The sequence below is a fragment of the Silvania confinis genome, from assembly GCF_025564085.1.
In the GTDB taxonomy this organism is placed as follows: Bacteria; Pseudomonadota; Gammaproteobacteria; order Enterobacterales; family Enterobacteriaceae; genus Enterobacter; species Enterobacter confinis.
In genome coordinates, this window is sequence record NZ_JAMGZJ010000070.1 from 154293 (window position 1) to 180349 (window position 26057).

Consider the following 26057-nt stretch of genomic DNA (forward strand, 5'->3'; position numbering starts at 1 on the left):
TTATCACGGGGAGCCTTTTTAAGGCGCTATAACCCAATCAGAGGATTTTACAATGGCTAAGAAAGTACAAGCCTATGTCAAGCTGCAGGTTGCAGCTGGTATGGCAAACCCGAGTCCGCCAGTCGGCCCAGCACTGGGTCAGCAAGGCGTTAACATCATGGAATTCTGTAAAGCGTTCAACGCCAAAACCGAATCCCTGGAAAAAGGCCTGCCGACTCCGGTTGTTATTACCGTTTACGCTGACCGTTCTTTCACTTTCGTTACCAAGACCCCGCCGGCAGCAGTTCTGCTGAAAAAAGCGGCTGGTATCAAGTCTGGTTCCGGTAAGCCGAACAAAGACAAAGTTGGTAAAATTTCCCGCACTCAGCTGCAGGAAATCGCGCAGACCAAAGCTGCCGACATGACTGGTTCCACCATTGAAGCGATGACTCGCTCCATTGAAGGTACCGCACGTTCCATGGGCCTGGTAGTGGAGGACTAAGAAATGGCTAAACTGACCAAGCGCATGTCCGTAATCCGCGGCAAAATTGATGCGACCAAACAGTACGACATCAACGAAGCTATCGCTCTGCTGAAAGAACTGGCTACTGCTAAGTTCGTAGAAAGCGTTGACGTTGCTGTAAACCTCGGTATCGATGCTCGTAAATCTGATCAGAACGTTCGTGGTGCAACTGTACTGCCAAACGGTACTGGCCGTTCCGTTCGCGTTGCTGTATTTGCCCAGGGCGCAAACGCTGAAGCTGCTAAAGCTGCAGGCGCTGAGCTGGTAGGCATGGAAGATCTGGCTGACCAGATCAAGAAAGGCGAAATGAACTTTGACGTTGTTATTGCTTCCCCGGATGCAATGCGCGTTGTTGGCCAGCTGGGCCAGGTTCTGGGTCCACGCGGCCTGATGCCAAACCCGAAAGTGGGTACTGTAACCCCTAACGTTGCTGAAGCGGTTAAGAACGCTAAAGCGGGTCAGGTTCGTTATCGTAACGACAAAAACGGCATCATCCACACCACCATCGGTAAAGTGGACTTTGACACTGACAAACTGAAAGAAAACCTGGAATCTCTGCTGGTTGCGCTGAAAAAAGCGAAACCAACTCAGGCAAAAGGCGTGTACATCAAGAAAGTTAGCCTGTCTACCACCATGGGTGCAGGTGTTGCAGTTGACCAGGCTGGCCTGAGCGCTGCTGCAAACTAATACCTTTACGTGGGCGGTGGATTTGTCTACAATCTTCCCCCCATGTTTGCTAATGAAAGTTAGCAGGTAAAAAGATTTGTTCGTTGGAGCCTGGCCTATCCAGGCCTCCGTCGAAGACCGCAGGTGTTTCGTAAGAGACTTAATGCCCTGCGTAGACGGTGACAGAACGCTAAGATTATTTTTAATATTCTGGCTTGTTTCTGCTCACCGTATTAAGACGCTCTTTTCGTTGGAAAGAGTGAAGTGAGTTCCAGGGCATGAGCCCTGGCAAACATCCAGGAGCAAAGCTAATGGCTTTAAATCTTCAAGACAAACAAGCGATTGTTGCTGAAGTCAGCGAAGTAGCCAAAGGCGCGCTGTCTGCAGTAGTTGCGGATTCCCGCGGCGTAACTGTAGATAAAATGACTGAACTGCGTAAAGCAGGTCGTGAAGCTGGCGTTTACATGCGTGTTGTTCGCAACACCCTGCTGCGCCGCGTCGTTGAAGGTACTCAGTTTGAGTGCCTGAAAGACACGTTTGTTGGTCCAACCTTAATTGCATATTCTATGGAACACCCGGGCGCTGCTGCTCGTCTGTTCAAAGATTTCGCAAAAGCGAATGCAAAATTTGAGGTTAAAGCCGCAGCCTTTGAAGGTGAGTTGATCACGGCATCGAATATCGATCGCCTGGCAACCCTGCCAACCTACGAAGAAGCAATTGCACGCCTGATGGCAACCATGAAAGAAGCTTCGGCTGGCAAACTGGTTCGCACTCTGGCTGCTGTACGCGATGCGAAAGAAGCTGCTTAATAGCCGCTTTCTTTATCAAGTATTCGCTTACGTATAAACTTATTCTGATTTTCAGGAACAATTTAAATGTCTATCACTAAAGATCAAATCATTGAAGCAGTTGCAGCTATGTCTGTAATGGACGTTGTAGAACTGATCACTGCAATGGAAGAGAAATTCGGCGTTTCTGCTGCTGCTGCTGTAGCTGTAGCTGCTGGCCCAGCTGAAGCTGCTGAAGAAAAAACTGAATTCGACGTGATTCTGAAAGGTATCGGCGCGAACAAAGTTGCGGTAATCAAAGCTGTACGTGGCGCAACTGGCCTGGGTCTGAAAGAAGCTAAAGACCTGGTAGAATCTGCTCCAGCTGCGCTGAAAGAAGGCGTGAGCAAAGATGACGCAGAGTCACTGAAAAAATCTCTGGAAGAAGCTGGCGCTGAAGTTGAAGTTAAATAAGCCAACTTTTCTAGTTGAAGCCTGAGAAATCAGGCCGATGGCTGGTGACTTTTTAGTCACCAGCCATTTTGCGCTGTAAGGCGTCAGTAGCGTTTCACACTGTTTGACTGCTGGCTGTCCTGACAATGCTTGTTTCTATCGACGACTTAATATACTGCGACAGGGTGCTCGCTCTGGGTAAATCGCAACGAAATGGTTTAAGCGTGATAGCAACAGGTATTGCGGAAAGTATTCGATTTTCCGATCCACAAAATGGTGTTGCACAAACTGTCCGTCAATGGGCAGATGCGTCGACTTGTCAGCGAGCTGAGGAACCCTATGGTTTACTCCTATACCGAGAAAAAACGTATTCGTAAGGATTTTGGTAAACGTCCACAAGTTTTGGACATACCTTATCTCCTTTCTATCCAGCTTGACTCGTTCCAGAAGTTTATCGAGCAAGATCCTGAAGGGCAGTACGGTCTGGAAGCAGCCTTCCGTTCAGTATTCCCGATTAAAAGCTACAGCGGTAATTCAGAGCTGCAATACGTCAGCTACCGCCTTGGCGAACCGGTGTTTGACGTTCAGGAATGTCAAATCCGTGGCGTGACCTACTCGGCACCGCTGCGCGTTAAGCTGCGTCTGGTGATCTACGAGCGCGAAGCGCCGGAAGGCACCGTTAAAGACATTAAAGAACAAGAAGTCTACATGGGCGAAATTCCGCTCATGACCGACAACGGTACTTTCGTAATCAACGGTACTGAGCGTGTTATCGTTTCCCAGCTGCACCGTAGCCCGGGCGTCTTCTTCGACAGCGATAAAGGTAAAACACACTCATCCGGTAAAGTACTGTATAACGCGCGTATCATTCCTTACCGTGGTTCCTGGCTGGACTTCGAGTTCGATCCTAAAGACAACCTGTTTGTCCGTATCGACCGTCGTCGTAAACTGCCTGCGACCATCATTCTGCGTGCGCTGCAATACACCACTGAACAGATCCTTGACCTGTTCTTTGATAAAGTTGTCTTTGAAATTCGCGACAACAAGCTGCAAATGGAACTGGTGCCGGAACGCCTGCGTGGTGAGACCGCATCGTTCGATATCGAATTTGACGGCAAAATTTATGTGGAAAAAGGTCGCCGTATTACTGCGCGCCACATCCGTCAGCTGGAAAAAGATGAAATTAAACTCATCGAAGTCCCGGTTGAATACATTGCTGGCAAAGTCGCGGCTAAAGACTACGTTGATGCTTCTACGGGTGAACTGATTTGCCCGGCGAACATGGAACTGAGCCTGGATCTGTTGGCTAAGCTGAGCCAGTCTGGTCACAAGCGTATTGAAACGCTGTTCACCAACGATCTGGATCACGGCGCGTACATGTCGGAAACGATTCGTGTCGACCCAACCACCGATCGTCTGAGCGCGCTGGTAGAAATCTACCGCATGATGCGCCCTGGTGAGCCGCCAACTCGCGAAGCAGCTGAAAGCCTGTTTGAGAACCTGTTCTTCTCCGAAGACCGCTACGATCTGTCCGCGGTTGGCCGTATGAAGTTCAACCGTTCACTGTTGCGTGATGCGATTGAAGGTTCCGGTATCCTGAGCAAAGAAGACATCATCGAAGTGATGAAGAAGCTCATCGATATCCGTAACGGCAAAGGCGAAGTGGATGATATCGACCACCTCGGCAACCGTCGTATCCGTTCCGTAGGCGAAATGGCGGAAAACCAATTCCGCGTTGGCCTGGTACGTGTAGAGCGTGCGGTGAAAGAGCGTCTGTCTCTGGGCGATCTGGATACCCTGATGCCTCAGGATATGATCAACGCCAAGCCTATCTCTGCAGCAGTGAAAGAGTTCTTTGGTTCCAGCCAGCTGTCTCAGTTTATGGACCAGAACAACCCGCTGTCTGAGATTACGCACAAGCGTCGTATCTCTGCACTCGGCCCAGGCGGTCTGACCCGTGAACGTGCAGGCTTTGAAGTTCGAGACGTACACCCGACTCACTACGGTCGCGTATGTCCTATCGAAACGCCTGAAGGTCCAAACATCGGTCTGATCAACTCCCTGTCCGTGTACGCACAGACTAACGAATATGGCTTCCTCGAGACGCCGTATCGTAAAGTGACTGACGGTGTTGTTACCGACGAAATTCATTACCTGTCTGCTATCGAAGAAGGTAACTACGTCATCGCTCAGGCGAACTCCAACCTGGATGACGAAGGCCACTTTGAAGAAGACCTGGTAACCTGCCGTAGCAAAGGCGAGTCGAGCTTGTTCAGCCGCGACCAGGTTGACTACATGGACGTTTCCACCCAACAGGTGGTTTCTGTCGGTGCGTCCCTGATCCCGTTCCTGGAACACGATGATGCCAACCGTGCCCTGATGGGTGCGAACATGCAACGTCAGGCGGTTCCAACTCTGCGCGCTGATAAGCCGCTGGTTGGTACTGGTATGGAACGTGCTGTTGCCGTTGACTCCGGTGTAACTGCGGTTGCTAAACGCGGTGGTACTGTTCAGTACGTAGATGCTTCCCGTATCGTTATCAAAGTTAACGAAGACGAGATGCATGCCGGCGAAGCGGGCATCGACATCTACAACCTGACCAAATATACCCGTTCTAACCAGAACACCTGTATCAACCAGATGCCATGTGTGTCTCTGGGTGAGCCAATTGAGCGCGGCGACGTGCTGGCAGATGGCCCGTCCACCGACCTCGGTGAACTGGCGCTCGGTCAGAACATGCGCGTAGCGTTCATGCCGTGGAACGGTTACAACTTCGAAGACTCCATCCTCGTTTCCGAGCGTGTGGTTCAGGAAGATCGTTTCACCACTATTCACATCCAGGAACTGGCATGTGTGTCCCGTGACACCAAGCTGGGGCCAGAAGAGATCACCGCTGACATCCCGAACGTGGGTGAAGCTGCGCTCTCCAAGCTGGATGAATCCGGTATCGTTTATATCGGTGCAGAAGTGACCGGCGGCGACATTCTGGTTGGTAAGGTAACGCCGAAAGGTGAAACCCAGCTGACGCCAGAAGAGAAACTGCTGCGTGCGATCTTCGGTGAGAAAGCGTCTGACGTTAAAGACTCTTCTCTGCGCGTACCAAACGGTGTCTCCGGTACCATTATCGACGTTCAGGTCTTTACTCGCGATGGCGTAGAAAAAGACAAACGTGCGCTTGAAATCGAAGAGATGCAACTGAAGCAGGCTAAGAAAGACCTGTCTGAAGAACTGCAGATCCTCGAAGCTGGCCTGTTTAGTCGTATCTACGCGGTGCTGGTTGCCGGCGGTGTTGAAGCTGAGAAGCTCGACAAACTGCCACGTGACCGCTGGCTGGAACTGGGCCTGGCCGACGAAGAGAAACAAAATCAGCTGGAACAGCTGGCTGAGCAGTACGACGAACTGAAACACGAGTTCGAGAAAAAACTCGAAGCGAAACGCCGCAAAATCACTCAGGGCGACGATCTGGCACCAGGCGTGCTGAAGATTGTTAAAGTGTATCTGGCCGTTAAACGTCAGATCCAGCCTGGTGACAAAATGGCAGGTCGTCACGGTAACAAAGGTGTTATCTCTAAGATCAACCCGATCGAAGATATGCCGCACGATGCTAACGGTACGCCGGTAGATATCGTACTGAACCCGCTGGGCGTACCGTCTCGTATGAACATCGGTCAGATCCTCGAAACCCACCTGGGTATGGCTGCAAAAGGTATTGGCGAGAAAATCAACGCCATGCTGAAACAGCAGCAAGAAGTCGCCAAACTGCGCGAATTCATCCAGCGTGCGTACGATCTGGGTACCGACGTTTGTCAGAAAGTCGACCTGAATACCTTCAGTGATGACGAAGTGCTGCGTCTGGCAGAAAACCTGAAGAAAGGTATGCCGATCGCAACGCCAGTCTTTGACGGTGCGAAAGAGTCTGAAATCAAGGAACTGTTACAGCTTGCTGATCTGCCGACTTCCGGTCAGATCACACTGTTCGATGGTCGTACTGGTGAGCAATTCGAGCGCCAGGTTACCGTTGGCTATATGTACATGCTGAAACTGAACCACCTGGTTGATGACAAGATGCACGCGCGTTCTACCGGTTCTTACAGCCTGGTTACTCAGCAGCCGCTGGGTGGTAAGGCGCAGTTCGGTGGTCAGCGCTTCGGTGAGATGGAAGTGTGGGCGCTTGAAGCATACGGCGCAGCATACACCCTGCAGGAAATGCTTACCGTTAAGTCTGATGACGTAAACGGTCGTACCAAGATGTATAAAAACATCGTGGACGGCAACCATCAGATGGAACCGGGCATGCCGGAATCCTTCAACGTACTGTTGAAAGAGATTCGTTCGCTGGGTATCAACATCGAGCTGGAAGACGAGTAACTCTCGCTCAAACAGGTCACTGGTGCCGGGGTAAGACCCGGCGCCAGATTGTGCTAACTCCGACGGGAGCAAATCCGTGAAAGATTTATTAAAGTTTCTGAAAGCGCAGACTAAAACCGAAGAGTTTGATGCGATCAAAATTGCTCTGGCCTCGCCAGACATGATCCGTTCATGGTCTTTTGGTGAAGTTAAAAAGCCAGAAACCATCAACTACCGTACGTTCAAACCTGAGCGTGACGGCCTTTTCTGTGCGCGTATTTTCGGGCCAGTAAAAGATTACGAGTGCCTGTGCGGTAAGTACAAGCGCCTGAAACACCGTGGTGTTATCTGTGAGAAGTGCGGCGTTGAAGTGACCCAGACCAAAGTGCGTCGTGAGCGCATGGGCCACATCGAGCTGGCGTCTCCGACTGCCCACATCTGGTTCCTGAAATCTCTGCCGTCACGTATCGGCCTGCTGCTGGATATGCCGCTGCGCGATATCGAACGTGTACTGTACTTCGAATCTTACGTTGTTATCGAAGGCGGGATGACCAATCTGGAACGTAACCAGATCCTGACCGAAGAGCAGTATCTGGACGCGTTGGAAGAGTTCGGTGACGAATTCGACGCCAAGATGGGTGCGGAAGCGATCCAGGCCCTGCTGAAGAGCATGGATCTGGAGCAAGAGTGTGAAACTCTTCGCGAAGAGCTGAACGAAACCAACTCCGAAACCAAGCGTAAGAAGCTGACCAAGCGTATCAAACTGCTGGAAGCGTTCGTACAGTCTGGCAACAAGCCAGAGTGGATGATCCTGACCGTTCTGCCGGTTCTGCCGCCAGATCTGCGTCCGCTGGTTCCGCTGGATGGTGGTCGTTTCGCAACGTCAGATCTGAACGATCTGTATCGTCGCGTGATTAACCGTAACAACCGTCTGAAACGTCTGTTGGATCTGGCTGCGCCAGATATCATCGTACGTAACGAAAAACGTATGCTGCAGGAAGCGGTAGATGCCCTGCTGGATAACGGTCGTCGCGGTCGTGCGATCACCGGTTCTAACAAGCGTCCTCTGAAATCTTTGGCCGATATGATCAAAGGTAAGCAGGGTCGTTTCCGTCAGAACCTGCTCGGTAAGCGTGTTGACTACTCTGGTCGTTCTGTTATCACCGTAGGTCCATACCTGCGTCTGCATCAGTGCGGTCTGCCGAAGAAAATGGCACTGGAGCTGTTCAAACCGTTCATCTACGGCAAGCTGGAACTGCGTGGCCTGGCCACCACCATCAAAGCCGCTAAGAAGATGGTTGAGCGTGAAGAAGCTGTCGTTTGGGATATCCTGGACGAAGTTATCCGCGAACACCCGGTACTGCTGAACCGTGCACCAACACTGCACCGTCTGGGTATCCAGGCATTTGAGCCAGTACTGATCGAAGGTAAAGCTATCCAGCTGCACCCGCTGGTTTGTGCGGCTTATAACGCCGACTTCGATGGTGACCAGATGGCTGTTCACGTACCGCTGACGCTGGAAGCCCAGCTCGAAGCGCGTGCGCTGATGATGTCTACCAACAACATCCTGTCCCCAGCGAACGGCGAGCCAATCATCGTTCCTTCTCAGGACGTTGTATTGGGTCTGTATTACATGACCCGTGACTGTGTTAACGCTAAAGGCGAAGGCATGGTGCTGACTGGCCCTAAAGAAGCTGAGCGTATTTATCGCGCTGGCCTGGCCTCTCTGCATGCGCGTGTAAAAGTGCGTATCACAGAATACGAAAAAGATGCTAATGGCGAGCTCGTTAGCAAAACCAGCATTATCGACACGACTGTAGGCCGTGCGATTCTGTGGATGATCGTACCGAAAGGTCTGCCTTTCTCCATCGTCAACCAGGCGCTGGGCAAGAAAGCTATCTCCAAAATGCTGAACACTTGTTACCGTATTCTGGGCCTGAAGCCGACCGTTATCTTCGCTGACCAGACAATGTACACCGGCTTTGCTTATGCAGCGCGTTCAGGTGCATCTGTTGGTATTGATGACATGGTCATCCCAGAGAAGAAACACGAGATCATCTCTGAAGCGGAAGCCGAAGTTGCTGAGATCCAGGAGCAGTTCCAGTCTGGTCTGGTTACCGCGGGCGAACGCTATAACAAAGTTATCGATATCTGGGCAGCGGCGAACGATCGTGTATCCAAAGCGATGATGGATAACCTGCAAACCGAAACCGTTATTAACCGTGACGGCGTAGAAGAGCAGCAGGTTTCCTTCAACAGCATCTACATGATGGCCGACTCCGGTGCGCGTGGTTCTGCAGCACAGATTCGTCAGCTGGCAGGTATGCGTGGTCTGATGGCGAAGCCAGATGGCTCCATCATCGAAACGCCGATCACCGCGAACTTCCGTGAAGGTCTGAACGTACTCCAGTACTTCATCTCCACGCACGGTGCGCGTAAAGGTCTTGCGGATACCGCACTGAAGACAGCGAACTCCGGTTATCTGACGCGTCGTCTGGTTGACGTTGCGCAGGATCTGGTTGTGACCGAAGACGACTGTGGCACCCTCGAAGGTATCACCATGACCCCGGTTATCGAGGGTGGTGATGTTAAAGAGCCACTGCGCGATCGCGTATTGGGTCGTGTGGCTGCCGAAGACGTGCTGAAGCCGGGCACCGCGGATATTCTGGTTCCACGCAACACACTGCTGCACGAGCACTGGTGTGATCTGCTGGAAGAGAACTCCGTTGACTCCGTCAAAGTACGTTCCGTCGTATCCTGTAACACCGACTTTGGTGTATGTGCACACTGCTATGGTCGTGACCTGGCGCGTGGCCACATCATCAACAAAGGTGAAGCAATCGGCGTTATCGCGGCACAGTCCATCGGTGAGCCGGGTACACAGCTGACGATGCGTACGTTCCACATCGGTGGTGCGGCATCGCGTGCGGCTGCTGAATCCAGCATCCAGGTGAAAAACAAAGGTAGCATCCGTCTGAGCAATGCGAAGTCGGTTATGAACTCTGCCGGTAAGCTGGTTGTTACTTCGCGTAACACCGAGCTGAAACTGATCGACGAATTCGGTCGTACCAAAGAGAGCTATAAAGTGCCTTACGGTGCGGTAATGGGCAAAGGTGATGGTGAGCAGGTTGCAGGCGGCGAAACCGTAGCAAACTGGGATCCGCACACCATGCCAGTTATCACCGAAGTGGCGGGCTTTATTCGCTTCACCGATATGCTCGATGGTCAGACGATTACTCGTCAGACTGACGACCTGACCGGTCTCTCTTCCCTGGTGGTTCTGGATTCTGCAGAACGTACCGCGGGTGGTAAAGATCTGCGTCCAGCACTGAAAATCGTTGATGCTAACGGCAACGACGTTCTGATCCCGGGCACCGACATGCCGGCTCAGTACTTCCTGCCAGGTAAAGCGATTGTGCAGCTGGAAGATGGTATTCAGATCGGTGCAGGTGATGCTCTGGCGCGTATTCCTCAGGAATCCAGCGGTACCAAGGATATCACCGGTGGTCTGCCGCGCGTTGCGGATCTGTTCGAAGCACGTCGTCCGAAAGAGCCGGCAATCCTGGCTGAAATCACCGGTATCATTTCCTTCGGTAAAGAGACCAAAGGGAAACGTCGCCTGGTGATCTCGCCTCTGGATGGCAGCGATGCGTACGAAGAGATGATTCCAAAATGGCGTCAGCTCAACGTGTTTGAAGGTGAACGTGTAGAACGTGGTGATGTGGTTTCCGACGGTCCGGAAGCGCCACACGACATTCTGCGTCTTCGTGGCGTCCACGCGGTAACGCGTTACATCACCAACGAAGTACAGGACGTTTACCGTCTGCAAGGCGTTAAGATCAACGATAAGCACATCGAAGTTATCGTTCGTCAGATGCTGCGTAAAGCCACCATCGTGAATGCCGGTAGCTCCGACTTCCTCGAAGGTGAGCAGGTTGAATACTCTCGCGTCAAGATTGCTAACCGCGATCTGGAATCGAACGGCAAACTCAGTGCGACCTTCGCACGTGACCTGCTGGGTATCACCAAAGCGTCTCTGGCAACCGAGTCCTTCATCTCCGCGGCATCGTTCCAGGAGACCACTCGTGTGCTTACCGAAGCAGCCGTTGCGGGCAAACGCGACGAACTGCGCGGTCTGAAAGAGAACGTTATCGTGGGTCGTTTGATCCCGGCCGGTACCGGTTATGCGTACCACCAGGATCGTATGCGCCGTCGCGCAGCAGGCGACGCGCCAGCTGCACCGCAGGTTACTGCTGAAGATGCATCTGCCAGCCTGGCAGAGCTGCTGAACGCAGGCCTGGGCGGTTCTGACAACGATTAATCGTTCCGTCAGCCCATAAAAAAACCCGCTTCGGCGGGTTTTTTTATGCGGATAGCGCTGCGCTTACCGGGCGTTGTCTCAGTTAACCAGTGGCAACCGGCGATACAGCTCGATCATATCGCCCGCCAGATCCTGAATCACCATCGCATTCATCAGATGATCCTGCGAGTGAACGGTGATCAGATTGACCGGCAGCTTGCCAGTGCCTTCATCCATACCGATCAGTTTCGTCTGGATGGTGTGCGCATGCTTAACGAATTCACGCGACTCTTCCATTGCTTTCTCGGCATCGGCAAAATTGCCTTTGCGCGCCATCTGCAGGGCGGTTAATGCGGAACTACGGGCTGCACCGGCATTCACCAGCAGCTCCATAATGATCGTTTCTAAATCGTCCATGCGTTACTCCAACAGTTTGAGGGCTTTATCGAGCACGGCATCGCCTTTCATCATGCCGTAATCCATCATGTCGATAACCGCGACCTTTTTACCCAGCGGCTCGGCCTGAGCCTGGAGATTTGCCAGCTCATATTTAACCTGTGGGCCCAGTAACACGATGTCGGCTGCGGCGATCTCATCTTTAAATTCAGCAACCGGTACGGCTTTAATGGTCACCTCGACGCCTTTCTTCTGCGCGGCGTCTTTCATGCGTTGAACCAGCATGCTGGTGGACATTCCCGCTGCACAGCATAAAACGATGTTCTTCATAGTCAGCCTCAATGTACATGTGTTTATTAATAATTATCCCGCGCTGTCTGCTTCAACAACCGCTTTACCACGGTTGTGTGTGAGTCATCACAAAGAAAGCTGCTTTTTTCTGAAACCGGTTACAACTGTTACAAAGGTGAGAAGGCAGGGCGAAACGAGGAAGAAGCTTTCCGCCCTGGTCAGCACCCTTTGCTGACAGGGCAAGAGTAAAAAAAGGCACACCGACAGGCAATCGCCCGCTGCAAACCTTACGCGACGTCACGTAATATTTTCACCGGGTTACATTTTCTTTCAGCGTAACTGCGAGGCGCGCCCCAGCCAGCTATCCCAGTCTTTCCATACTGGCTGCAAACCTTGATCGCTGAGCGCACGAGCAACCTCCTCCGGGCGACGGTTATCGTGTGGGGCAAACTGCTCAAGCTCGGGGTGATCGTCGGCATAGCCGCCAGGCTGGGTTTTGGAGAAAGCGCTGACGTTGTTAATCGCCAGCGGGATCACGCGATCGCGAAATGCCGGTGACTCCCGGGTCGACAGTGACAGCTCCACCTCTGGTGCCAGCAGACGGAAGGCGCAGATCGCCTGTACCAGCTGGCGTTCATCCATGATCGACGCGGGCTGAATACCCCCGGCGCAGGGGCGCAGACGTGGAAAGGAGACCGAATAGCGGCTCTGCCAGTAATGCTGCTGCAACCACAGGAGATGTTCCGCCACCATATAGCTGTCGACCCGCCAGCTGTCCGACAGCCCGGTTAGTGCGCCGAGGCCGATCTTATCGATCCCGGCACGGCCCAGCCGATCCGGCGTCTCCAGCCGCCAGAAGAAGTCCTGCTTTTTACCCTTCAGATGGTGCTGGGCATACACCGCCTCGTGATAAGTCTCCTGATAAACCAGCACCCCATCCAGTCCCAGCGTTTTCAGCTCGCCGTACTCTGCCTCCGACAAGGGTTGAACCTCCATCTGCAGAGACGAGAAACGGCGGCGAATGGCCGGAAGATGGCGACGAAAATAGTCCATCCCGACTTTGCTTTGATGCTCGCCAGTAACCAACAGCAGGTGCTCAAACCCCATCTCACGGATCGCCGAACACTCACGGGCAATTTCGTTTTCATCCAGCGTTTTGCGCTTGATGTGGTTGCTCATCGAGAACCCGCAATAAGTACAGTCATTGGCGCACAGGTTGGAGAGATACAGCGGCACATAAAAGCTCACCGTATTGCCAAAGCGCTGGCGGGTCAGACGCTGCGCCCGCTGAGCCATCGGCTCCAGATACGCGCTGGCAGCGGGGGAGAGCAGGGCCATCATGTCTTCGCGGGTCGGATGACGGGCGTTCAACGCGCGCTCAACGTCCGCTGGCGTTTTGCTGTTGATCTGCAGGCGAATGTCGTCCCAGTCCAGCTGACGCCAGCGATCGGTAAAGGAACTCATTAGAACGTCTCCAGAAAACCGGTCAGCGGGCTGGTGGCCTGGGCTTCAACGCTGCGCAAACCTGGGCCAGACTGGCGGGCCAGCACGCCCGCTTCTACTGCCAGGCGGAAGGCGCGCGCCATCTTCACCGGATCGTCAGCGACGGCGATAGCGGTATTAACCAGCACCGCATCGGCTCCCATCTCCAGGGCTTGTGCGGCATGGCTGGGGACGCCGATGCCTGCATCTATCACCACGGGTACGCTCGCCTGCTGGATGATGATCTCCAGCATCGCGCGGGTTGCCAGCCCCTGATTCGAGCCGATGGGCGCACCGAGCGGCATGACTGCGGCACAACCCACCTCTTCCAGCCGCTTGCAGAGTACCGGATCGGCCCCACAGTAGGGCAGCACCGTAAAACCTTGTTTAACCAGCATCTCTGCGGCTTTCAGCGTTTCAATCGGATCCGGCAGTAGCCAGCGGGCATCGGGATGGATTTCCAGCTTCAACCAGTGCGTGCCCAGCGCCTCGCGCGCCAGCTGTGCGGCGAACACCGCCTCTTCTGCCGTTTTAGCCCCGGAGGTGTTGGGCAGCAAAGTCACGCCCGCTTCGCGCAGCGGTGCCAGAATGGCATCGTTGTGATTACGCAGATCGACCCGCTTCATCGCCAGCGTGACCAACTGACTGCCGCTCTCTTTGAGGGATTCGATCATCAGCTGCGGCGAGGCGAATTTTCCGGTCCCGGTAAATAAATGAGAATCAAAAGTTTTATCCGCAATACGTATCATCTTAGCCTCCGGCAATCACCTGAAAGAGCAGGATCTGATCGCCTTCGCGCACCTGCTGACGATCCCACCGCTCACGCGGCAGGATCTGTTGATTAAGGGCCAGCGCCACCCCTGGCTTTAACTGGCGTAGCTGGTCGAGTAGGGTGGCGAGGGTGATACCGTCAGCACACTGCATCGGTTCATCGTTAAACAGGATCTGCATGACGCCCTCCGCATACCGGACAACCGCTGGCACGCTGCAGCGCCAGCTGGCGCCAGCTCCCCGCGCGGGCATCAAACAGCCGCAGCGTATTGCGTGAGGTCTCCATTCCGCTGAGCAGCTTGATTGCCTCCAGCGCCTGCAGGGTTCCCATTACGCCAACCACCGGCCCGACGATACCTGAGGTGCGGCAGTTGCGCTGTGGCTCGTTATCATCCGGCCACAGGCAGCGGTAGCAGCCCTGGGTCCAGGGTGGGGTCAGCGCCATCAGCTGCCCGCCAAAGCCCACGGCGCTGGCGGTAATGAGCGGGGTATTGAGCGTCACACAAGCCGCGTTAACGGCCTGCCGCGTCGCCATGTTATCGGTGCAATCCAGCACCAGGTCGGCCTGTGCCACCTGTTCGCGGAGCGCATCGCCCTTCAGTCGTTGCTGTAGGGCGATCAGGCGGATATCCGGATTCAGCTGTGTCAGCCGACGCTGCGTCACCTGCGCTTTCGGCTGATTCAGATCGTCGGTGGTGAACACAATCTGGCGCTGCAAATTACTGAGATGGACGTCGTCGTCGTCGGCCAACACCAGCGTACCGATACCCGCCCCGGCCAGATACAGCGCTGCCGGGGCGCCAAGTCCACCCAGCCCGACAATCAGCACCCGACTGGCGAGCAGCTTTTGCTGGCCGTCGATGGCGATGTCGTCCAGCAGGATCTGGCGGCTGTAGCGCATAAAGTCGCGGTCATTCATCGCCCGCTCCCGCCAGCTGCAGGAGCTGTGCTGTTGCGGCCTGCCAGTCTTCGGCCTGGGTGATCGCACTGACCACTGCGATGCTACCGACGCCCGTCGCCAGAACGGCGGGCGCCCGTGCAAGGCTAATCCCGCCGATGGCGACGGTGGGATAGTCCGCAAGCCGTGCAATATGGCCTGCCAGCTGATCCACGCCCTGCGGCGCTGAGGGCATTTGTTTGGTCTGGGTCGGGAAAACGTGGCCCAGCGCGATGTAAGACGGGCGTGCCGCCAGCGCCACGTCAATCTCCATATCGTCATGGGTCGACACGCCGAGGCGTAAGCCAGCCTGCCGAATCGCGTCAAGGTCAGTGGTCTCCAGATCTTCCTGACCGAGATGCACACCGTAAGCCTGATGTTTGATGGCCAGACGCCAGTAGTCGTTGATAAACAGGCGGGCCTGATGGCGATGGCCAAGAGCGATGGCCGCCGCAATGTCGGCTTCGACCTCGTGATCCTGTTTATCTTTGATGCGCAGTTGGAGCGTTTTAACGCCAACCTTCAGCAGGCGTTCAATCCACGCCACGCTGTCCACGACCGGGTACAACCCCAGGCGAAACGGCACTGGCGGAAAGTGGGGTTGATACATCACGCCTCCTCTTTTTTGAGGTAGATTTCACCGCCTTTGGCGCGGAATGATTCTGACATGTCAGCCATTCCCACCTCGATGGTCTGCTTCGCCGCGTAGTCGCGCACTTCCTGGCTGATTTTCATTGAGCAGAATTTCGGTCCGCACATGGAACAGAAGTGGGCCACTTTGCCAGACTCCTGCGGCAAGGTTTCGTCGTGATAGGCTCGGGCGGTGAACGGATCGAGTGCCAGGTTGAACTGGTCTTCCCAGCGGAATTCAAAGCGCGCTTTTGACATGGCGTTATCGCGGATCTGTGCACCCGGATGACCTTTCGCCAGGTCGGCCGCATGAGCGGCAATTTTGTAGGTGATCAGGCCTTGCTTCACATCCTCTTTGTTTGGCAGACCGAGATGCTCTTTTGGGGTGACGTAGCAGAGCATCGCGCAGCCAAACCAGCCGATCATCGCCGCGCCAATTCCGGAAGTGAAGTGGTCATAACCCGGTGCGATATCGGTGGTCAACGGCCCCAGGGTATAGAACGGTGCTTCATGGCAGTGTTCCAGTTCCTCGGTCATGTTGCGGCGGATCATCTGCATCGGCACATGGCCTGGGCCTTCGATCATCACCTGGACGTCATATTCCCAGGCAATTTTGGTCAGCTCGCCCAGGGTATGCAGTTCGGCAAACTGGGCTTCGTCGTTGGCATCGCGAATGGAGCCCGGACGCAGGCCATCGCCCAGCGACAGTGAGACGTCGTATGCGGCGCAGATTTCGCAGATTTCGCGGAAATGTTGGTACAGGAAGTTTTCCTGATGATGGGAAAGGCACCACTTCGCCATGATTGAGCCGCCGCGGGAGACAATCCCGGTCAGACGTTTTGCGGTCATCGGCACGTAGCGCAGCAGCACGCCAGCGTGAATGGTGAAGTAGTCCACGCCCTGTTCAGCCTGCTCCAGAAGGGTATCGCGGAAGGCTTCCCAGGTGAGATCTTCGGCGATACCGTTAACTTTCTCCAGCGCCTGGTAGATGGGAACCGTACCAATCGGCACCGGGCTGTTGCGCAGGATCCATTCGCGAGTTTCGTGAATATAGCGTCCGGTTGAAAGGTCCATCACCGTGTCCGCGCCCCAGCGGGTGGACCACACCAGTTTCTCCACCTCTTCTTCGATGGAGGAGGTGACGGCTGAATTACCAATGTTGGCGTTTACTTTTACCAGGAAATTGCGGCCAATGATCATCGGCTCCGATTCCGGGTGGTTAATGTTGGCAGGGATAATCGCGCGGCCTGCTGCCACTTCGTCACGCACAAACTCCGGGGTGATGTTTTCCGGCAGGCGAGCGCCAAAGCCCTCGCCCGGATGCTGGTGGCGCAGCACTTCACCGTGAATACGCTCGCGGCCCATATTTTCGCGGATGGCGATGAACTCCATCTCCGGGGTCACGATACCCTGGCGGGCGTAGTGCAACTGAGTCACGCACTTGCCCGATTTGGCGCGTTTCGGCGTCAGCAGGCCGGTAAAGCGCAGTTCATCCAGCCCGTCATCCGCCAGGCGTTCCTGGGTGTAAGCCGAGCTACGGACAGAGAGCGCTTCGCTGTCGCCGCGGCCATCAATCCATGACTGGCGCAGCTTCGCCAGCCCCTGCTGGACGTTAATCGCCACCGCCGGATCGCCGTAAGGGCCCGAGGTGTCGTAAACCGGTACCGCCTCGTTTTCTTCTAACTGTGGCTGTTCTTTGCTGCCGCCGATAAGCGTCGGGCTAAGCTGGATCTCGCGCATGGGCACGCGAATATCATCCTGAGATCCGCTCAGATAGATGCGTTTTGAGTTGGGGAAAGCGGTGCCTTCCAGGGTATCGATAAAGTGTTGGGCATGCGCGCGCTGTTCGCGGCGGGTCATTTTTGTGGTAGACATAGCTCGTTCCAAAAAGTGCAGGAAGTGGCTTGTCAGACGTCGGATGAAGCAAGAGAGGATCGCCCAGGGGCGATTCAACAGATTGACTCTTGTTCCCTTCGCAGGTTTTAACCTGATCAGGTTCCGCGGATCCCGAATTAACGGTCTCAGCCCGGCTTTCGCACTGGGCACTCCGACAAGAATTTGCTCCCTTACAGCAGGAGCAATAAATGTAAACTACGCGTTAACGAGAAATAACTCAAGCCGGACGGGCGACGTTATTTTCGTTACTCGCTTTCAGATTGTTATCCAGCGCCAGGGCGATCAGGTTATCTTCCAGCGTAAATCGTTGCTCCAGTGCCTCGCCGATATCGGAAAGCGCCTGCTGAAATTCCAGATAGTTATCCTGGTCGATGGCGTTTTCGAGGGTTGAGTCGTAATAATCCATGATCTGCTGGGTATTGGCCTCCAGCAGGGGATACAGTTTGTTGGCCGCTAAAAGCGGGCTGCTGCCTTCCATTTCACGGATAATACGTTCATAAATATTAAAATGTCCGTTGGAAAGGTAGTCGACCAGGCTCTGACAAAAATTATCCAGCGCTTTTTCATTCAGGCGCATATAGGATTCTTTGCCAGGCTTAATGCCAACAAGATTGTAGTAGGCTACGAGCAGATGTTTACGCACGAGCAGCCAGCGATCGACCAGTTTGTTACTTCCGCCAACGCGCTCTGTCAGGTTTTCTAGCTGGTTTAGCATGTTTGACTCCGCAAGGTTAAGATTAAAAGCTGCCCGCCCAAAATGTAATCGTAATGTTACCAACATGCCTGTGAAGCAAAGGTTGTGCAATAGATATGGATCGTATAATTGAAAAATCGGATCGCGGCTGGTGGTTAGTCAGCCACGAACAAAAATTATGGTTACCTGGGGGGGAATTACCCCATGGAGAAGCGGAAGATTTCGATCTTGCGGGTCAAACTGCACGCAATATTGGTGAATGGCAGGGCGAATCGGTGTGGTTGATCCAACAGAATCGTCCTCACGAGATGGGATCGGTGCGCCAGCTGCTCGATCTTGATGGTGGCTTATTTCAGCTGGCCGGGCGCGCTGTACAGCTGACCGAGTTTTATCGTTCGCATAAATATTGCGGCTATTGTGGCCACACCATGCACCCGAGCAAAACTGAGTGGGCAATGCTCTGCAGCCACTGCCGTGAACGTTATTATCCGCAAATCGCCCCCTGCATGATTGTGGCCATTCGTCGTGATGATTCCCTTTTACTGGCGCAACATACCCGCCACCGTAACGGGGTCCATACCGTGCTGGCCGGGTTCGTTGAAGTGGGCGAAACGCTGGAGCAGGCAGTCGCGCGCGAAGTAATGGAAGAGAGCGGTATTAAAGTGAAAAATTTGCGGTATGTCACCTCGCAGCCGTGGCCGTTCCCGCAGTCGCTGATGACCGCGTTTATGGCTGAGTACGACAGCGGCGAGATCGTTATCGATCCGAAAGAGTTGCTAAGCGCCAAATGGTATCGCTATGACGATTTACCGCTGCTTCCGCCGCCAGGCACCGTGGCCCGCCGCCTGATAGAAGATACGGTGGCAATGTGTCGGGCCGACTATGAATGACGTGATACACTGGGGATAAGACGCTTAAGGAACTGCAAAAATGACCGAACTGAAGAACGATCGTTATCTGCGTGCGCTGCTGCGCCAACCCGTTGATGTCACCCCGGTATGGATGATGCGCCAGGCGGGCCGCTATTTGCCGGAATACAAAGCTACGCGCGCGCAGGCGGGCGATTTTATGTCGCTGTGCAAAAACGCAGAGCTGGCGTGTGAAGTGACGCTCCAGCCGCTGCGCCGCTTCCCGCTGGACGCGGCGATCCTTTTTTCAGACATCCTGACCATCCCGGACGCCATGGGCCTTGGGCTCTATTTTGAAACCGGTGAAGGTCCGCGCTTTTCCTCACCGATTAAGAGCAAAGCGGATATCGATAATCTGCCCATCCCGGACCCGGAGCAGGAGCTTGGGTATGTGATGAATGCCGTACGAACCATCCGCCGTGAGCTGAAAGGTGAGGTGCCGCTGATTGGTTTCTCCGGCAGCCCGTGGACGCTGGCGACTTACATGGTCGAAGGCGGCAGCAGCAAGGCATTTACGGTGATCAAAAAGATGATGTACGCCGATCCGCGGGCGTTGCATGCCCTGCTCGATAAGCTGGCGAAAAGCGTCACCTTGTACCTGAACGCGCAAATTAAAGCGGGTGCGCAGTCGGTGATGATTTTTGATACCTGGGGCGGGGTGCTGACCGGTCGCGATTATCAGCAGTTCTCGCTCTACTATATGCACAAAATCGTTGATGGCCTGCTGCGTGAAAACGAAGGTCGTCGCGTGCCGGTGACCCTGTTCACCAAAGGTGGCGGTCAGTGGCTTGAAGCACTGGCAGAGACCGGCTGCGACGCGCTGGGCATCGACTGGACGATGGACATGGCCGAGGCGCGCCGTCGCGTGGGTGATAAGGTGGCGCTGCAGGGCAATATGGACCCGTCTATGCTCTATGCTCCGGCTGCCCGCATTGAAGAAGAGGTCGCGACGATTCTGGCCGGATTCGGTCAGGGCGAAGGTCATGTCTTCAACCTGGGACACGGTATTCATCAGGATGTACCGCCAGAGCATGCAGGCGTGTTCGTGGAGGCGGTGCACCGACTTTCTGCGCAGTACCATCTGTAAGGGGTCGCTATGGATCTTGCGTCATTACGCGCTCAGCAAATCGAACTTGCCGCCTCGGTCTCTCGCGAGGATCGGCTGGATAAAGACCCACCCGCACTGATTGCGGGTGCAGATGTCGGGTTTGAGCAGGGCGGGGACGTGACGCGGGCAGCGATAGTGCTGCTGAAGTATCCTTCGCTGGAACTTGTCGAATACCAGGTGGCGCGTATCGCCACCACCATGCCCTACATCCCCGGCTTTCTCTCCTTTCGCGAATACCCCGCGCTACTGGCTGCGTGGGCGTTACTGTCACAAAAACCGGACCTGCTGTTTGTTGATGGTCATGGCATCTCCCATCCTCGTCGTCTTGGCGTTGCCAGCCATTTTGGCCTGCTGGTGGATGTTCCAACCATTGGCGTGGCGAAAAAACGCCTCTGCGGTAAGTTTGAACCGCTGTCGACGGAGCCTGGCGCACTGGCGCCGTTGATGGATAAAGGCGAGCAGCTGGCGTGGGTATGGCGCAGCAAGGCACGCTGCAATCCACTGTTTATCGCGACCGGCCACCGTGTCAGTCTGGATAGCGCGCTAGGCTGGGTACAGCGCTGTATGAAAGGCTATCGGCTGCCAGAACCGACCCGCTGGGCCGATGCGGTGGCATCCGGGCGTCCGGCTTTCATTCGTTGGCAGGAAATTCAGCCCTGAATCAGGTAAACTGCCGCCAATTTCTGACTCTGAGAGTTCATCATGTTACTAAACCCGATTCATCTGCGCCTTGAAAAGCTGGAAAGCTGGCAGCATGTCACTTTTATGGCCTGTCTGTGCGAACGTATGTACCCGAACTACGCCATGTTCTGCAAGCAGACTGAATTTGGTGAAGGCCAAGTGTATCGTCGTGTCCTCGATCTGGTGTGGGAAACGCTGACGGTCAAAGATGCGAAGGTAAACTTCGATTCGCAGCTCGATAAGCTGGAAGAAGCCATCCCTGCTGCTGATGACTATGATGTGTATGGTGTCTACCCGGCGATTGATGCCTGTGTGGCATTAAGTGAGCTGATTCATTCGCGCCTGAGTGGTGAGACGCTGGAACATGCCATCGAAGTCAGTAAGGCTTCCATCACGACCGTGGCAATGCTGGAAATGACGCAGGAAGGTCGCGAAATGACCGATGAAGAGCTACGGTTAAACCCGGCGGTAGAGCAGGAATGGGACATCCAGTGGGAAATATTCCGATTGCTGGCAGAGTGTGAAGAACGTGATATCGAGCTGATTAAAGGTCTGCGAGCAGACTTGCGTGAGGCCGGTGAGAGTAACATTGGTATAAATCTTAGCCAGTGAGACAATAAAACGTGATTTAACGCCTTTTTTGTCATACCTGTACTCTTCCCTTCTGCCCCCCGTCTGGTCTACATTTGGGGGGCGAAAATAAGTGGCTATCGGTGCGTGTATGCAGGAGAGTGCTTTTTTGGCATTTTCGTCGCACTCGATGCTTAGCAAGCGATAAACACATTGAAAGGATAACTTATGAACAAGACTCAACTGATTGATGTAATTGCGGACAAGGCTGATCTGTCTAAAGTGCAGGCTAAAGCTGCTCTGGAATCCACCCTGGCTGCTATTACTGAGTCTCTGAAAGAAGGCGATGCTGTGCAACTGGTTGGTTTCGGTACCTTCAAAGTGAACCACCGCGCTGAGCGTACTGGCCGCAACCCGCAGACCGGTAACGAGATCAAAATCGCTGCAGCTAACGTGCCAGCATTTGTCTCTGGCAAAGCACTGAAAGACGCAGTTAAGTAAGACGCGTGGCAGTGAACAGTTTTAACAAGGGGGCGGTTTCGCCCCTTTTGTCTGTCTGGCGTCAGGCTCTGGCGCTGGCAGGAATACTGTTGCTGACTGCCTGCAGCCATGATTCCTCTCTACCGCCCTTTACCGCCAGTGGATACGCTGACGATCAGGGTGCGGTGCGTATCTGGCGCAAAGATTCCGATGATGAAGTCCACCTGCTCTCTGCCTTCAGTCCCTGGCATAGCGGCAGCACCACAACCAGCGAGTACCGCTGGCAGGGCGATACGCTTGCTCTAATCGAACTCAATATCTACAGCAAACCCCCTGAGCATATCCGGGTGCGTTTTGACGACCACGGTGAGCTGAGCTTTATGCAGCGCGAAATCGGCGGTCAAAAGCAACAGCTATCCAACGATCAGATTGCCCTGTACCGCTACCGTGCCGACCAAATCCGCCAGACCAGTGATGCTTTGCGTCAGGGGCGGGTCGTACTGCAGCAGGGTCGCAGGCATCCCGACGGTACCGTGACCACGTGCGAAGGGCTGAAGCTGAAGCCAGATTTCGACAACTGGGCGACGGAACACATTGCCCGCCGTCAGAGTCATTCATCAATGGACGTGAGCGTCGCGTGGCTGGAAGCGCCAGAAGGATCGCAGCTGCTGCTGGTGGCGAACGAAGATTTCTGTACCTGGCAGCCGACAGAGAAGAGTTTCTGAGTGGAATTCCCTCTCCCCGATGGAGAGAGGGTTAGCATGAAGAGAGAAATTACTTCCCTTGCTCGCGGGCAATCGCGCGATAACCAATATCCTTGCGGCTAAAGCTGCCCTCCCAGCGAATATCCTTCATTAACGCATAGGCGCGCTGCTGCGCTTCTGCCACCGTGTTACCCAGCGCCGTCGCGCAGAGCACGCGTCCACCGTTGGTCAGCACGCGATCGTCGGCAGAAAGCGTCGTGCCTGCGTGGAACACTTTGCTGCCTTCGAGCTCTTCCAGCGGCAGGCCGTGGATCTCGTCGCCGTTAGTGTAGTTGCCCGGATAACCGCCTGCGGCAATCACCACGCCCAGAGAGGCGCGCTCGTCCCACTCAGATGTTTTCTCGTCCAGCTTGCCTTCGCAGGCAGCCAGACACAGATCCACCAGATCGGATTTCATGCGTAGCATGATCGGCTGGGTTTCCGGATCACCAAAGCGGCAGTTGAACTCAATCACCTTCGGGTTGCCCTGCGGGTCAATCATCAGACCGGCGTACAGGAAACCGGTATAGGTGTTGCCTTCTGCAGCCATGCCTTTCACGGTTGGCCAGATGATACGTTCCATGGTGCGCTGGTGGACTTCATCAGTGACAACCGGAGCAGGGGAGTAAGCGCCCATGCCGCCGGTGTTAGGGCCGCTGTCGCCGTCGCCAACGCGCTTATGATCCTGGCTGGTGGCCATTGGCAGCACATGCTCGCCGTCAACCATCACGATAAAGCTGGCTTCTTCACCGTCGAGGAACTCTTCGATCACAATACGATGTCCTGCATCGCCGAAAGCATTGCCTGCCAGCATATCCTGAACGGCATCCTCCGCTTCCTGCAACGTCATCGCCACAATCACGCCTTTACCTGCGGCCAGGCCGTCGGCCTTGATTACAATCGGCGCACCTTTCTCACGCAGATACGCCAGCGCAGGATCCACTTCCGTGAAGTTCTGGTATTCCGCCGTCGGGATGTTGTGGCGCGCAAGGAAGTCTTTGGTAAAGGCTTTAGAACCTTCCAACTGGGCGGCACCTTCGGTTGGGCCGAAGATGGTCAGACCCGCCGCGCGGAAGGCGTCCACCACGCCGATCACCAGCGGGGCTTCCGGGCCCACGATGGTCAGATCGATTTTCTCGTTCTGGGCAAAAGTCAGCAGCGCCGGAATATCGGTCACGCCGATGGCGACGTTTTGCAGCGCAGGCTCGAGGGCAGTACCGGCGTTACCCGGTGCCACAAAGACCGTTTTGACCTGCGGCGACTGGGCCGCTTTCCAGGCCAGGGCGTGTTCGCGTCCGCCGTTACCAATCACTAATACTTTCATTGTCTGCTCCGGAATTAATGGCGGAAGTGGCGCATGTCGGTGAAGATCATTGCGATGCCATGCTCGTCTGCGGCAGCAATCACTTCGTCATCGCGGATAGATCCGCCTGGCTGGATAACACAGCTCACGCCAACGGCTGCTGCGGCATCAATGCCGTCGCGGAACGGGAAGAAGGCATCAGATGCCATCGCGGAGCCTTTCACTTCCAGACCTTCATCGCTGGCTTTGATCCCGGCGATTTTCGCGGAGTAAACGCGGCTCATCTGGCCCGCACCTATGCCGATGGTCATGTTCTCTTTGGCATAGACGATGGCGTTTGATTTAACGAATTTCGCCACTTTCCAGCAGAACAGTGCGTCACGCAGCTCTTGTTCAGTCGGCTGACGTTTGCTGACCACGCGCAGATCGGCTGCTGTGACCATGCCCAGATCGCGATCCTGAACCAGCAGGCCACCGTTAACGCGTTTGAAATCAAGGCCCGGCGTGCGCTCAGCCCACTGGCCGCAGGTCAGGACGCGAACGTTCTGCTTGGCGGCGGTGATCTTCAGTGCTTCTTCTGTGGCCGATGGGGCGATAATCACTTCAACAAACTGGCGGGAGACAATGGCCTGCGCGGTTTGGGCATCCAGCTCGCGGTTAAAGGCGATGATGCCGCCAAAGGCGGACGTCGGGTCTGTTTTATACGCGCGATCGTAAGCATCCAGAATAGAGGTGCTGACTGCCACGCCGCATGGGTTGGCATGCTTCACGATAACGCAAGCCGGCTCGCTGAACTCTTTCACGCACTCCAGTGCAGCATCGGTATCGGCGATGTTGTTATAAGAGAGCGCTTTGCCCTGTACTTGCTGAGCGGTTGCGACAGAAGCTTCTTTGATCTCTTCTTCTATATAGAAGGCTGCGTGCTGGTGGCTGTTCTCACCGTAGCGCATATCCTGCTTCTTAATGAAGTTCAGATTCAGGGTACGAGAGAATCGGCCAGAAGGTTGCGTGGTCTCGCCGTGATAGGCAGGAACCAGGCTACCAAAGTAGTTGGCGATCATGCTGTCGTAGGCGGCAGTGTGTTCGAACGCTTTGATGGCCAGATCGAAACGGGTATCCAATGTCAGGGCGCCTTCGTTGGCATCCATCTCTTTAATAATGGCGTCGTAGTCGCTGCTCTTTACCACGATAGCGACGTCTTTATGGTTCTTCGCAGCGGAGCGCACCATGGTTGGGCCGCCGATATCGATATTCTCGACGGCATCTTCCAGCGAGCAACCTTCACGGGCGACGGTCTGGGCGAACGGATACAGGTTAACAACAACCATATCGATCGGTGCAATCCCGTGCTGTTCCATAATAGCGTCGTCCTGGCCACGGCGGCCCAGAATACCGCCATGCACTTTCGGGTGCAGAGTCTTAACGCGACCATCCATCATTTCCGGGAAACCGGTGTAATCGGAGACTTCGGTTACCGGCAGACCTTTATCTGCTAACAGGCGGGCGGTGCCTCCTGTAGAAAGCAGCTCCACACCACGTGCGGAAAGTGCCTGTGCGAATTCGATGATACCGGCTTTGTCAGAAACACTGAGCAGCGCGCGGCTGACTTTACGACCTTGTTGCATGGTAAATCCCCTGGATTTGACGATTACAGAGAGCGTTAGCTGAATTTTCCACAAAAAACTCAGCTAACACCCCTTACGGAGCATCCTCGAGAAGCGCGAGCATTTTAACGAAAACGTTTGCGCAACGCTCGCGAATTTTCAAATTTTCGCCACATTGTGGATAAGTCTGTGTGCAAAAGGGTATAAGACGGGGTTTCGCTGTGGAATGCAGCAGTCAGTCATTTTTCTGTCATTTAAGTATTGCGGCCTGCGGAGAACTCCCTATAATGCGCCTCCATCGACACGGAACAACGGCAAACAAGCCGCCGAGTTGGCAGGGGTTCAGCGATGAACGCCGACAGAGAAAAGCGAAAATAAACGCTTGACTCTGAATGAGGAAGGCGTAATATACGCCACCTCGCAACGGTGAGCTTAACGCCGCGTTGCACTGCTCTTTAACAATTTATCAGACAATCTGTGTGGGCACTCAAAGTGACATGGATTCTAAACGTCGCAAGACGCTAAATG

The 26057-nt window shown here is 54.6% G+C and carries 23 protein-coding genes and 1 riboswitch; of the genes, 12 read left to right on the top strand and 11 right to left on the bottom strand.

All coding sequences use genetic code 11. From position 1 onward, the window contains the following. Positions 1 to 52 precede the first annotated feature (52 nt). From rplK to rpoC, 6 genes are all read left to right on the top strand, one after another. Positions 53 to 481 carry a 50S ribosomal protein L11 gene (gene rplK / locus M8013_RS06695; RefSeq protein ID WP_271267015.1) on the top strand — a complete coding sequence of 143 codons (429 nt, stop codon included), beginning with the start codon at positions 53 to 55 and terminating at the stop codon, positions 479 to 481. A gap of 3 nt (positions 482 to 484) precedes the next feature. Further along, positions 485 to 1189 (top strand): 50S ribosomal protein L1, encoded by a 705-nt coding sequence (gene rplA / locus M8013_RS06700; protein ID WP_271267016.1) that lies wholly within the window; start codon positions 485 to 487, stop codon positions 1187 to 1189. Positions 1190 to 1479: 290 nt separating this feature from the next. Continuing rightward, positions 1480 to 1977, top strand: a complete 498-nt coding sequence (gene rplJ, locus M8013_RS06705; RefSeq protein ID WP_271267017.1) for a 50S ribosomal protein L10 — start codon at positions 1480 to 1482, stop codon at positions 1975 to 1977. A 66-nt stretch (positions 1978 to 2043) separates the two neighbouring features. Next, on the top strand, positions 2044 to 2409 hold the full coding sequence (rplL, locus tag M8013_RS06710; protein WP_271267018.1) for a 50S ribosomal protein L7/L12: 366 nt from the start codon (positions 2044 to 2046) through the stop codon (positions 2407 to 2409). A 318-nt stretch (positions 2410 to 2727) separates the two neighbouring features. After that, positions 2728 to 6756, top strand: coding sequence for a DNA-directed RNA polymerase subunit beta (gene rpoB, locus M8013_RS06715; RefSeq protein WP_271267019.1), 4029 nt, complete (start codon positions 2728 to 2730; stop codon positions 6754 to 6756). 76 nt (positions 6757 to 6832) lie between these two features. After that, positions 6833 to 11056, top strand: a complete 4224-nt coding sequence (rpoC, locus tag M8013_RS06720; RefSeq protein WP_271267020.1) for a DNA-directed RNA polymerase subunit beta' — start codon at positions 6833 to 6835, stop codon at positions 11054 to 11056. A gap of 78 nt (positions 11057 to 11134) precedes the next feature. Here rpoC and M8013_RS06725 read toward each other — a convergent pair whose 3' ends face one another. The 9 genes from M8013_RS06725 to rsd form a co-directional block, all read right to left on the bottom strand. Beyond that, the gene (locus M8013_RS06725; protein ID WP_271267021.1) at positions 11135 to 11452 is read right to left on the bottom strand and encodes a PTS lactose/cellobiose transporter subunit IIA; all 318 of its coding nucleotides are present in this window, start codon (positions 11450 to 11452) and stop codon (positions 11135 to 11137) included. A gap of 3 nt (positions 11453 to 11455) precedes the next feature. Beyond that, positions 11456 to 11761, bottom strand: a complete 306-nt coding sequence (locus M8013_RS06730; RefSeq protein WP_271267022.1) for a PTS sugar transporter subunit IIB — start codon at positions 11759 to 11761, stop codon at positions 11456 to 11458. A 291-nt stretch (positions 11762 to 12052) separates the two neighbouring features. Then, the gene (gene thiH / locus M8013_RS06735) at positions 12053 to 13186 is read right to left on the bottom strand and encodes a 2-iminoacetate synthase ThiH (protein ID WP_271267023.1); all 1134 of its coding nucleotides are present in this window, start codon (positions 13184 to 13186) and stop codon (positions 12053 to 12055) included. After that, positions 13186 to 13953, bottom strand: a complete 768-nt coding sequence (gene thiG / locus M8013_RS06740; RefSeq protein ID WP_271267024.1) for a thiazole synthase — start codon at positions 13951 to 13953, stop codon at positions 13186 to 13188. The genes thiH and thiG overlap by 1 nt, the downstream gene beginning before the upstream one ends. A 1-nt stretch (position 13954) precedes the next feature. Beyond that, complete coding sequence (gene thiS / locus M8013_RS06745) at positions 13955 to 14155, bottom strand: sulfur carrier protein ThiS (RefSeq protein WP_271267025.1); 201 nt, start codon at positions 14153 to 14155, stop codon at positions 13955 to 13957. After that, entirely contained in the window at positions 14139 to 14894 is a 756-nt protein-coding gene (locus M8013_RS06750) for a HesA/MoeB/ThiF family protein (RefSeq protein ID WP_271267026.1), read from the bottom strand. The genes thiS and M8013_RS06750 overlap by 17 nt, the downstream gene beginning before the upstream one ends. Then, positions 14887 to 15522 carry a thiamine phosphate synthase gene (gene thiE, locus M8013_RS06755; RefSeq protein ID WP_271267027.1) on the bottom strand — a complete coding sequence of 212 codons (636 nt, stop codon included), beginning with the start codon at positions 15520 to 15522 and terminating at the stop codon, positions 14887 to 14889. The genes M8013_RS06750 and thiE overlap by 8 nt, the downstream gene beginning before the upstream one ends. After that, entirely contained in the window at positions 15522 to 17417 is a 1896-nt protein-coding gene (gene thiC, locus M8013_RS06760) for a phosphomethylpyrimidine synthase ThiC (RefSeq protein WP_271267028.1), read from the bottom strand. The genes thiE and thiC overlap by 1 nt, the downstream gene beginning before the upstream one ends. A 76-nt stretch (positions 17418 to 17493) precedes the next feature. Next, a riboswitch (TPP riboswitch) is annotated at positions 17494 to 17602 on the bottom strand. A 53-nt stretch (positions 17603 to 17655) separates the two neighbouring features. Then, positions 17656 to 18153 (bottom strand): sigma D regulator, encoded by a 498-nt coding sequence (gene rsd / locus M8013_RS06765; RefSeq protein ID WP_271267029.1) that lies wholly within the window; start codon positions 18151 to 18153, stop codon positions 17656 to 17658. A gap of 95 nt (positions 18154 to 18248) precedes the next feature. Here rsd and nudC point away from each other — a divergent pair, with 95 nt between their 5' ends. From nudC to M8013_RS06795, 6 genes are all read left to right on the top strand, one after another. After that, a complete protein-coding gene (gene nudC, locus M8013_RS06770; protein WP_271267030.1) occupies positions 18249 to 19022 on the top strand; it encodes an NAD(+) diphosphatase in 774 nt (257 codons plus the stop codon). Positions 19023 to 19062: 40 nt separating this feature from the next. Next, on the top strand, positions 19063 to 20127 hold the full coding sequence (hemE, locus tag M8013_RS06775) for a uroporphyrinogen decarboxylase (protein WP_271267031.1): 1065 nt from the start codon (positions 19063 to 19065) through the stop codon (positions 20125 to 20127). A 9-nt stretch (positions 20128 to 20136) separates the two neighbouring features. Further along, a complete protein-coding gene (gene nfi / locus M8013_RS06780) occupies positions 20137 to 20808 on the top strand; it encodes a deoxyribonuclease V (RefSeq protein ID WP_271267032.1) in 672 nt (223 codons plus the stop codon). A gap of 42 nt (positions 20809 to 20850) precedes the next feature. Next, on the top strand, positions 20851 to 21441 hold the full coding sequence (locus tag M8013_RS06785) for a YjaG family protein (protein WP_271267033.1): 591 nt from the start codon (positions 20851 to 20853) through the stop codon (positions 21439 to 21441). A 186-nt stretch (positions 21442 to 21627) separates the two neighbouring features. Further along, on the top strand, positions 21628 to 21900 hold the full coding sequence (gene hupA / locus M8013_RS06790; RefSeq protein ID WP_032615913.1) for a nucleoid-associated protein HU-alpha: 273 nt from the start codon (positions 21628 to 21630) through the stop codon (positions 21898 to 21900). Between the two features lie 11 nt (positions 21901 to 21911). Continuing rightward, on the top strand, positions 21912 to 22604 hold the full coding sequence (locus tag M8013_RS06795) for a DUF1481 domain-containing protein (RefSeq protein ID WP_271267045.1): 693 nt from the start codon (positions 21912 to 21914) through the stop codon (positions 22602 to 22604). A 49-nt stretch (positions 22605 to 22653) separates the two neighbouring features. Here the strand turns inward: M8013_RS06795 and purD are convergent, their stop codons facing one another. Both purD and purH read right to left on the bottom strand, forming a co-directional pair. After that, the gene (gene purD, locus M8013_RS06800; RefSeq protein WP_271267034.1) at positions 22654 to 23946 is read right to left on the bottom strand and encodes a phosphoribosylamine--glycine ligase; all 1293 of its coding nucleotides are present in this window, start codon (positions 23944 to 23946) and stop codon (positions 22654 to 22656) included. A gap of 14 nt (positions 23947 to 23960) precedes the next feature. Beyond that, the gene (gene purH, locus M8013_RS06805) at positions 23961 to 25550 is read right to left on the bottom strand and encodes a bifunctional phosphoribosylaminoimidazolecarboxamide formyltransferase/IMP cyclohydrolase (RefSeq protein WP_271267035.1); all 1590 of its coding nucleotides are present in this window, start codon (positions 25548 to 25550) and stop codon (positions 23961 to 23963) included. Positions 25551 to 26057 lie beyond the last annotated feature (507 nt).